Below are 7,353 nucleotides of genomic sequence, written 5' to 3' on the forward strand. Positions count from 1 at the left end.
TGGTAGAACGCTTCGGGCGTGGCCACCGGGAACACCGGCATGCTGTTCATCCCGGTGCGCCATTGCTGGCCGTTGGCTTGAGTGAAGCGCAACGCCAGGCTGCGGATCGGCGCAGCGCTGTCCGGCGCGTAAGGATTGCCCGGTGTCACGGCCAGACGACCGACCACCGGCGTGCGTGGCTCATTGAAGACCTGGGCGGAGGAATAGCTGCGCGCCTCGCCGCTGCTTTCGAAATGACCGATCACGCACACGCCCTTGGCGTGATTGCGGCGAAATCCTGGATGCACGCCGTTGTTGGTTTCCAGCACGTTGATCAGTTTTTTCGGCGTCAGACGCTGTGGGTCAAGGGTGCCGTTGACGTAGGCAAAAGCCCCGGCCACGGCGGCGACCACCACGGCAATGCCGGCCAGACGCAACGTCAGGCTGCCGGCACTCAAGGGCGGCCGGGTCGGCGGTGATGAGCGATCTACCATGAAAAACTCCAGGGCCATCGGCCACAAAGGTAAGAAGAACAAGCCAGACGCACCGCAAAACGGTTTATTCCCACACGCCGTATTTATTTTTTCGCGCGTGGAATAACCTCCAATGCCGGGCGTCTCCCTAGTCCACAGCGTAGCGACTGGACATCACTTCATGAACGATATCGACGAACAACTGCGAGAAATCATTCCCAGGTTGCGCCGTTTCGCCGTATCGCTGACGCGCAATGCCAGCAGCGCCGACGATCTGGTGCAGTCGTGCCTGGAGCGCGCGTTGTCGAGTTGGGGTGACAAACGCCCCGAAGGCGACTTGCGGGCCTGGTTGTTCGCGATTTTGTATCGCCAGTTCCTCGACGCCCACCGGCGCTCGCGTCGCTACGCGCGGATGCTCGAATTCTTTACCGGCGGTGACGATGCGCAGCCCTCGGTGGAGCGCACCGTCATCGCCCAATCTACCCTCGAAGCCTTCGATCGATTGCCCACCGAACAGCGTGCATTGCTGCTCTGGGTGTCGGTCGAAGGCCTGAGTTACAAAGAGGTCGCCGAGATTCTCGACGTCCCCACCGGCACCGTGATGTCCCGCCTGTCCCGGGCCCGTCAGGCCCTGCGCCAACTCAGCGATGGCGAAATCACCCGCCCTGCCCTGCGGAGACTCAAATGATCAGCATGCCCCCAACCGAGCGTGACCTGCACGCTTACGTCGACCACCAACTCAGCGATGCCGACCGGCAGCTGGTGGAGACTTTTCTGGCCAGTCACCCGCACGTTTGTGCACAAGTGCGGGCCTGGCAACAGGACGCCCAACTGCTGCGCGCCGCCCTCAGCGGCGCCTTGCAGCAACCGGCCAACCCGGAGCTCGACCCGGCGCAGATCCGCCGCCGCCTCAAACGCCAGTCCCGACGTCAACTGGCCAACGCCGCGGTGTTGCTGATTGCCGTCAGCGTGGGTGGATTGAGCGGCTGGCAGGCCCGGGAAATGACCTTCGTCAGCGCCCAGGCGCCCATGGCCGACGCCCTGCAGGCCTATCGCCTGATTGCCGAACAGGGCATCCTGCCGGCGGACTACAAGGCCACAGACGATGGCACCATGCAGGCCTGGCTCGACCGCTATTTCACCCAGGCCAACCGCCTGCCGGACCTCACCGGCGCCGGCTTCAAACCGGTGAGCGGGCGCCTGCTCAGCACTGAGCAGGGGCCGGCGGCCATGGTGGTCTACGAAGATTTGAGCGGGCATAAAATCAGCTTTTACGTGCGTCCGCCGGGCCCCAGAAATTTCATGCTGCCCAGGGGCAGTCGCAGTGATGGCGAGCTGCAGGCCGAGTATTGGTCCGGCGGTGGCTACAACTATGCAATGGTCAGCCCGACGGATACGCCGGCGGCGCGGATACTCAGGCAGACCAGCCAATTCTGATCATCTGCGCTGTTTTCACCCCTGTCCAAAGACCTGCGAAGGCCGCCGCAGCAACGGGTCGAACGGATTGACCCGCGGCCCGATCAGGGCCGCCTCACGCTTGAGCATCTCCACCACCGTCGGCAAACGATCCGGCCCCAGCCGGTCACTCACCGTGGCCACGCTCAACGCCGCCACCGCCCGGCCATCCCGGTCGAGAATCGGCACCGCCACCCCCGCCATGCCCTGCAACACCCCGGTGTTGCGCCCGGCATAACCGAGCGTGCGCACGCTCTCGACTTCCGAGCGCAAGAACACCTCGTCGTACAGATGGAAATCCTTCAACCGCGGCAAGTTGTAGTGGATCACCGTGTCGCGCTCCTCTTGCGGCAGGAACGCCAGGATCGCCAGGCTGCCCTGCCCGACGCCCAGCGCCACCCGCCCGCCAATGTCACCGGTAAAGGTGCGGATCGGAAAGGGTCCCTCGCTGCGGTCCAGGCAAATCGCATCGAAGCCGCTGCGCGCCAGCAGAAACAGCGAGTCTCCCAAAGACGCCGACAGCCGCAGCAATGCCGGGCGCACCAGTTCGCGCAGGTTGCCGCTGTTGCCGGCCCTTGCCGCCAGGGCGAAAAAATCCAGGCTCAGGCGATAGCGTTTGCTGCGCCCGTCCTGCTCGACCATGCCCTCGTCCATCAGGCTGCGCAGCAAACGGTGCGTGGTCGGTTGCGACAGACCGATCCGTTGCGCCAATTGCGTCACACGCTCACCGCCCTCGACGGTGTCGCCCAAGGCACGCAGCACGGCAAACAGCCGGCAGACCGCGCCGACACCGACTTCATTTTTGTTTTCATTCCGCTCAATGGAATCTGACATAGTCTTTTCCGACAAAAAATTTACTCACCGAATAAAAATGAAAATAGTCATCGCCTCAGTGAAATAGGCCATTGAGCCCATCCTAGTCTTCGTCCTAATCTGCGTCCACAGGGGCGATTCGAACAACAGCGGCAGCCGACCTCAGTCGAGCGCCAACGCACCCCGAAACATTTTTTCGTATCTGCCCATACAAAAAAGCGCGCCTGCGGGCGACGCATAACAATCTCAGGTGGAGGCGCACTCATGGCTTTTGTGCAACTTGAAAAACTCGGCAAACGCTACGGTGACATCGACGCCGTGGTCGCCACCGACCTCTCGGTGGAGAAAGGCGAATTCGTTTCCCTGCTCGGCCCCTCGGGATGCGGAAAGACCACCACCCTGCAAATGATCGCCGGCTTCGTCGAAGTCACCAGCGGGCGCATCGTGCTCGACGGTCGCGACATCACCCATGCCAAACCCGCCAGCCGAGGCTTGGGCGTGGTGTTCCAGAGCTACGCCCTGTTCCCGCACATGAGCGTCAAGGACAACGTCGCCTTCGGCCTGCGCATGCGCAAGGTGCCGAACGCCGAGATCCAGCAGCGGGTGGACCGGGTACTGAAGCTGGTGCGCCTCAACCAGCACGCCGAGCGCTACCCTCGGGAACTGTCCGGTGGCCAGCGTCAGCGGGTTGCCCTGGCCCGGGCGCTGGTGATCCAGCCACCGGTGTTGCTGCTCGACGAACCGCTGTCCAACCTCGACGCCAACCTGCGCGAAGAGATGCAATTCGAGATCCGCCGCATCCAGCGGGAAGTGGGCATCACCACGCTGATGGTCACCCACGACCAGTCTGAAGCGCTGTCGATCAGCGACCGCGTGGTGGTGATGCAGGCCGGGCGCATCACTCAGATCGACGCCCCTTACATCCTCTACGAACACCCGCGCACCGAGTTCATTTCCGGTTTCGTCGGCAAGGCCAACCTGTTGCCCGGCGAGCGCGACACGGCCGGAGTGGTTCGAGTGTGCAGCCACGGCGCCGGCGAACTGACGCTGAGCCTGCGCCCGGAAAAAATCGATCTGCGCCAAGCCGGTGCAGGTCGCTTGCAAGGCAAGGTCAGCAGCCGGTTCTTTCTCGGCAGCCAATGGCTGTACGGCGTGTCGACCACCCTGGGTGAACTGAGCGTGGTGCGCCGCAACGACGGCTCGGCGCCGCTCAACGAAGGCACTGCCGTGGGCCTGGACTGGGACGCGACGCTGCTGCGAGTGCTGAGCGTCGACGAGGTGTCGGCATGAGTACGCTGGCCGCCATCCGCCAGGGGCGCCAGGGTTACTGGCTGTCGGCACCGGCCCTGGCGCTGTACGTGGGGCTGCTGGTGATCCCGCTGCTGCTGACCCTGGTGCTGTCCTTCAACGTTTTCGACTACAGCTCGGGGATCAACGGTGACGCCTTTACCGCCGAGCACTACAGCAGTCTGCTGGGCGATCCGTACTTCTACGAGATCTTTCTGCGCACCCTGTGGATCAGCGCACTGACCACGTTTCTCTGCGTGCTGATCGGCGTGCCGGAGGCTTACATCCTCAGCCGCATGGGCACGCCCTGGCGTTCGATTTTCCTGATCCTGATCCTCACCCCGTTGCTGATTTCGGTGGTGGTGCGTGCCTTCGGCTGGAGCCTGCTGCTGGGCGCCGACGGTCTGGTCAACCAGGTCCTGCAAGCCTTGGGCGGCTCGCCGATGAAGCTTCTGTACACGCCGTTCGCGGTGGTGATCGCCCTGGTGCACGTGATGCTGCCGTTCATGATCATTCCAGTGTGGACCTCGCTGCAAAAGCTCGACCCGGCCGCCGAACAAGCCGCGCTGTCCCTGGGTGCCAGCCACTTCACGGTGATTCGCCAAGTGGTGCTGCCGCAGGTCATGCCGGGAATTCTGTCCGGAACCCTGATCGTCTTCGGCCTGGCCGCCAGCTCCTTCGCTATTCCCGGCCTGCTCGGCGGGCGTCGCCTGAAGATGGTCGCCACGCTGATCTACGACCAGTACCTGTCGGAGCTCAACTGGCCCATGGGTGCTGCGATCGCCGTCGCCCTGTTGCTCATCAACCTGCTGATCATGCTGTCGTGGAACCGCATGATCGAAGGCCGCTACAAGAAGTCATTGGGATAATCCGCCATGTCCAGGAACGGTCCTTTCGCCCTGTTGTTTCACACGTTGGTGGTGCTGTTCATGCTCGCGCCGCTGGTGGTGGTGTGCCTCGTGGCCTTCACCCCGGAAAACACCCTGAGCCTGCCGACCACCGAATTTTCCCTGCGCTGGTTCCGTGCGGTGTTCGAGCGCGCCGACTTTGTCGATGCGTTCTACAACAGCCTGATCCTGGCGTTCAGTGCGGCCAGCCTGGCGACCTTGATTGCGGTGCCGGCGGCGCTGGCGATCACCCGCTTCGAGTTTCCCGGCCGGGATTTTCTCAACGGCCTGTTTCTGTCGCCGATCATCATTCCGCACCTGGTGCTGGGGGTGGCGTTGCTGCGGTTGTTCGCCCTGTTGGGGGTCAACGGCAGCTTCGCCTGGCTGATCTTCGCCCATGTGCTGGTGATCACGCCCTACGTGCTGCGGCTGGTACTGGCGTCGGCCATCGGTCTGGATCGCAGTGCCGAACACGCGGCGCAATCCCTGGGGGCCGGGCGCTTCACGCTGTTCCGCCAGATCACCCTGCCGATGATTCTGCCGGGAGTCGCCGGTGGCTGGCTGCTGGCGTTCATCAACAGTTTCGACGAGGTGACGCTGTCGATCTTCGTCACCTCGCCGGCCACGCAAACCTTGCCGGTGCGCATGTATGTGTACGCCACCGAATCCATCGATCCGATGATGGCGGCGGTGTCGGCACTGGTGATTGCGCTGACGGCCGTGACCATGATTCTGCTCGACCGGGTGTATGGCCTGGATCGAGTCCTGGTGGGCAAACAATGAGGGCGCCATGGCTCTGCTGAAACGACTGGCCGAAGGCGACCGCCCGGCCCTGGACTTTACCCTCGATGGCCAACCGGCCAGCGGCCTGCTCGGCGACACCGTACTGACGGCGGTGCTGACCTGCAGCGACCACCTGCGCGGCAGCGACTTCAGCGCCGAACCCCGCGCCGGGTTCTGCCTGATGGGCGCCTGCCAGGACTGCTGGGTACGCCTGGGCGACGGCCGCCGCGTGCGCGCCTGCTCGACCCTGCTCGAAGCCGGGCAGCAGATCAATCGCGAGCCGGGGCGCAGCCTATGAACGCCCATACGCGTTTCATCCACACACAACAGCCGAGGTGCGCATGAAGCCTGTGGTCATCATCGGCGCCGGTCCTGCCGGTATTCGTGCGGCGCAGACGTTGGTCGCCCATGGTGTGCGACCCGTGCTGCTGGATGAGGCGGCGCACGGTGGCGGCCAGATCTATCGGCGTCAGCCGGCCAACTTCAAGCGCTCGCCGGTCAAGTTGTATGGCTTTGAGGCCGGCAAGGCCAAGGCGCTGCACCGGACCATTGACGCGTTGCGCGAACAACTCGATTACCGCCCCGAAACGCTGGTGTGGAACGCCGAGGACGGTGCCCTCGACACCTTGCATGACGGTCGCGCCGCGCGCCTGGAGTTTTCCCGGGTGATCGTCGCCACCGGCGCCACCGACCGCATTCTGCCGGTACCGGGCTGGACCTTGCCCGGCGTCTACAGCCTCGGCGCGGCGCAGATCGCCCTGAAGTTCCAGGGCTGCGCCATCGGCGAACGGGTGGTGTTTGCCGGCAGCGGTCCGTTGTTGTATCTGGTCGCCTATCAGTACGCCAAGGCCGGAGCGAACGTGCTGGCGGTGCTCGACAGCTCGCCCTTCAGCGCCCAGGCCCGCGCCCTGCCCGGCCTTTTGTCGCAACCGGCCACGTTGGCCAAAGGCATCTATTACCGTGGCTGGCTCACCGCCCACGGCATCCCGGTCCAGCAAGGCGCAACCCTCAATCGCGTCGAAGGCCCGGACCGCGTGCAGGCGCTGACCTGGTCCGATGCCAAGGGCGAACATCGCCTGGACTGCGACGCCGTCGCCTTCGCCCACGGCCTGCGCAGCGAAACCCAACTGGCCGACCTTTTGGGCTGCGACTTTGCCTGGAACCCACTCAATCGCGCCTGGCTGCCGCAACGGGACCGGGCCGGACGCAGCAGCGTCGCCGAGGTCTACCTGGCCGGTGACGGCGCCGGGATCATGGGCGCCGACGCCGCGGAAATGGCCGGCGAACGCGCCGCGTTGGCCTTGCTCGAAGACATCGGCTACCTGATCCCGCCGCAACGCCCCGCGCAACTGGAACAGGCACTGCAACGCATCGGCGACTTTCGCCAGGGCCTGGAGCGGGCCTTTGCCTTCCCCGAGGGTTGGGCCGCCACTGTCGCCGATGACGTGACGGTCTGCCGTTGCGAAGAAGTCCGCGCCGGCGACATTCGTCAGGTGGTGCGCGAGGGGCATTGGGAAATCAATCGGGTCAAGGCCCATTGCCGGGTCGGCATGGGTCGCTGCCAGGGCCGGATGTGTGGCGCTGCCGCCGCGGAAATCATCGCCTGTCAGAGCCATCGCGCCGTGTCCGACATCGGCCGCTTGCGGGCCCAGGCGCCGATCAAACCCTTGCCCTTT

9 protein-coding genes are annotated in these 7,353 nt (G+C 64.4%); 7 read left to right on the forward strand and 2 right to left on the reverse strand.

All coding sequences use genetic code 11. From position 1 onward, the window contains the following. Nucleotides 1-473, reverse strand: a 473-nt coding sequence (locus B0W55_RS27975) for a catalase (protein ID WP_139340994.1), incomplete at its 3' end; no start/stop codon positions are given. A gap of 160 nt (nt 474-633) precedes the next feature. Between B0W55_RS27975 and B0W55_RS27980 the strand changes: the two genes are divergently transcribed. Both B0W55_RS27980 and B0W55_RS27985 read left to right on the forward strand, forming a co-directional pair. Further along, entirely contained in the window at nt 634-1,140 is a 507-nt protein-coding gene (locus B0W55_RS27980) for a sigma-70 family RNA polymerase sigma factor (RefSeq protein ID WP_077049144.1), read from the forward strand. Then, complete coding sequence (locus tag B0W55_RS27985; protein WP_077049145.1) at nt 1,137-1,889, forward strand: anti-sigma factor; 753 nt, start codon at nt 1,137-1,139, stop codon at nt 1,887-1,889. Before B0W55_RS27980 ends, B0W55_RS27985 begins: the two co-directional genes overlap by 4 nt. Before the next feature lie 15 nt (nt 1,890-1,904). Here B0W55_RS27985 and B0W55_RS27990 read toward each other — a convergent pair whose 3' ends face one another. Continuing rightward, nucleotides 1,905-2,741, reverse strand: coding sequence for an IclR family transcriptional regulator (locus B0W55_RS27990; protein ID WP_077049146.1), 837 nt, complete (start codon nt 2,739-2,741; stop codon nt 1,905-1,907). Nucleotides 2,742-2,984: 243 nt separating this feature from the next. Between B0W55_RS27990 and B0W55_RS27995 the strand changes: the two genes are divergently transcribed. From B0W55_RS27995 to B0W55_RS28015, 5 genes are all read left to right on the forward strand, one after another. Then, nucleotides 2,985-4,010 (forward strand): ABC transporter ATP-binding protein, encoded by a 1,026-nt coding sequence (locus B0W55_RS27995; protein WP_077049147.1) that lies wholly within the window; start codon nt 2,985-2,987, stop codon nt 4,008-4,010. Next, the gene (locus tag B0W55_RS28000; protein WP_077049148.1) at nt 4,007-4,876 is read left to right on the forward strand and encodes an ABC transporter permease; all 870 of its coding nucleotides are present in this window, start codon (nt 4,007-4,009) and stop codon (nt 4,874-4,876) included. Before B0W55_RS27995 ends, B0W55_RS28000 begins: the two co-directional genes overlap by 4 nt. Before the next feature lie 6 nt (nt 4,877-4,882). Beyond that, nucleotides 4,883-5,677 (forward strand): ABC transporter permease, encoded by a 795-nt coding sequence (locus tag B0W55_RS28005; protein WP_077049149.1) that lies wholly within the window; start codon nt 4,883-4,885, stop codon nt 5,675-5,677. 7 nt (nt 5,678-5,684) lie between these two features. Continuing rightward, nucleotides 5,685-5,975 (forward strand): (2Fe-2S)-binding protein, encoded by a 291-nt coding sequence (locus B0W55_RS28010; RefSeq protein ID WP_077049150.1) that lies wholly within the window; start codon nt 5,685-5,687, stop codon nt 5,973-5,975. Between the two features lie 43 nt (nt 5,976-6,018). Then, the coding region (locus tag B0W55_RS28015) for an NAD(P)/FAD-dependent oxidoreductase (protein ID WP_077049151.1) at nt 6,019-7,353 on the forward strand (1,335 nt) is incomplete at its 3' end.

Source organism: Pseudomonas sp. KK4 (genome assembly GCF_001984065.1).
Taxonomy (GTDB): Bacteria; Pseudomonadota; Gammaproteobacteria; order Pseudomonadales; family Pseudomonadaceae; genus Aquipseudomonas.

What these genes read in the sequence shown, in the direction of transcription:
- B0W55_RS28005 (WP_077049149.1), top strand. Translation starts at nt 4,883, where the DNA reads ATGTCCAGGAACGGTCCTTTCGCCCTGTTGTTTCACACGTTGGTGGTG.
- B0W55_RS27980 (WP_077049144.1), top strand. Translation starts at nt 634, where the DNA reads ATGAACGATATCGACGAACAACTGCGAGAAATCATTCCCAGGTTGCGC.
- B0W55_RS27985 (WP_077049145.1), top strand. Translation starts at nt 1,137, where the DNA reads ATGATCAGCATGCCCCCAACCGAGCGTGACCTGCACGCTTACGTCGAC.
- B0W55_RS28000 (WP_077049148.1), top strand. Translation starts at nt 4,007, where the DNA reads ATGAGTACGCTGGCCGCCATCCGCCAGGGGCGCCAGGGTTACTGGCTG.
- B0W55_RS28010 (WP_077049150.1), top strand. Translation starts at nt 5,685, where the DNA reads ATGGCTCTGCTGAAACGACTGGCCGAAGGCGACCGCCCGGCCCTGGAC.
- B0W55_RS27995 (WP_077049147.1), top strand. Translation starts at nt 2,985, where the DNA reads ATGGCTTTTGTGCAACTTGAAAAACTCGGCAAACGCTACGGTGACATC.
- B0W55_RS27990 (WP_077049146.1), bottom strand. Translation starts at nt 2,741, where the DNA reads ATGTCAGATTCCATTGAGCGGAATGAAAACAAAAATGAAGTCGGTGTC.